Origin of the sequence: Burkholderia sp. JPY481 (assembly GCF_038900515.1) — a bacterium.
GTDB lineage: Bacteria > Pseudomonadota > Gammaproteobacteria > Burkholderiales > Burkholderiaceae > Paraburkholderia > Paraburkholderia youngii.
The window spans coordinates 1-947 of sequence record NZ_JAYMRT010000103.1 but is presented as its reverse complement, the minus strand read 5'-3'; the positions used below and the strand labels follow the sequence as shown (position 1 = coordinate 947).

The 947-nt window shown below is 61.4% G+C and carries 1 pseudogene and 1 other annotated feature; the pseudogene reads right to left on the bottom strand.

Features of this window, described 5'->3' with window-relative positions:
- Nucleotides 1-897: pseudogene (locus VSR82_RS39825) on the bottom strand (IS3 family transposase); the annotation flags it as partial.
- Nucleotides 491-607, bottom strand: a sequence feature (AL1L pseudoknot). Its footprint overlaps the pseudogene before it by 117 nt.
- Nucleotides 898-947: the final 50 nt, after the last annotated feature.

Genomic DNA, 947 nt, shown 5'->3' with positions numbered 1-947 from the left:
CCGGCTGTCGTTCGTACAAGGCCTGCTCCAGTGCGTCCAGAACGAAGTCCGTTCGCGCCGAGCTCGAGACGCGCCAGCCGACAATGCGCCGGGCGAACACGTCGATGATGAACGCGACATAGACGAAGCCTTGCCAGCTCGATACATACGTAAAATCTGACACCCACAGCGCATTGGGCCGTTCGGCCGTGAACTGCCGCTTCACCAGATCCTTCGGGCACGGCGTCGAACCATCGCTCACTGTCGTGCGGACCGTCTTGCCCCGCACCACACCGCGCAGGCCCATCTGCTTCATCAGCCGCTCGACCGTGCAACGCGCCACGACAATGCCTTCGCGCTTCAATTGCTTCCAGACCTTGTCTGCGCCGTAGACCTGGAAGTTTTCTTCCCACACACGCTGGATCTCGTCCTTGAGCATCCTGTCGCGCTGGGCCCGCGCCGGCACCAGCTCAGGATGGGCGCGGCGGGCCACATGCGTGTAGTACGTCGACGGGGCGATTGGCAGCACCCTGCAGATCGGCTCGACCCCGTAGACGTGCCGGTGATCATCGATGAACGTGATCATCACTTCGGTCGGCGGTCGAGCTCCGCCTGTGCGAAATACGCTGACGCCTTGCGCAGGATTTCATTGACCTGCCGAAGCTCACGCACTTCCCGCTCCAGTTCCTTGATCCGATCCTGCTCCTGCGTGCTCGTGCCCGGGCGCAAACCCCGATTCCGCTCTTCCTTGCGTACCCAGCTACGCAGCGTCTCGCCCGAGCAGCCAAACTTCGCTGCGATCGACGCGATCACCTTCCATTGCGATTCGCGATCGCCTTGATGTTCCAGTACCATTCGCACAGCCCGCTCACGAACTTCCGGCGAGTACCTCGGGGACTTCTTCTTCGTGTTTTCCATAGCTCCATTTTCTCAAGAAGTGGAGTCTCCGGAAAACCCGGGGCGCTTCA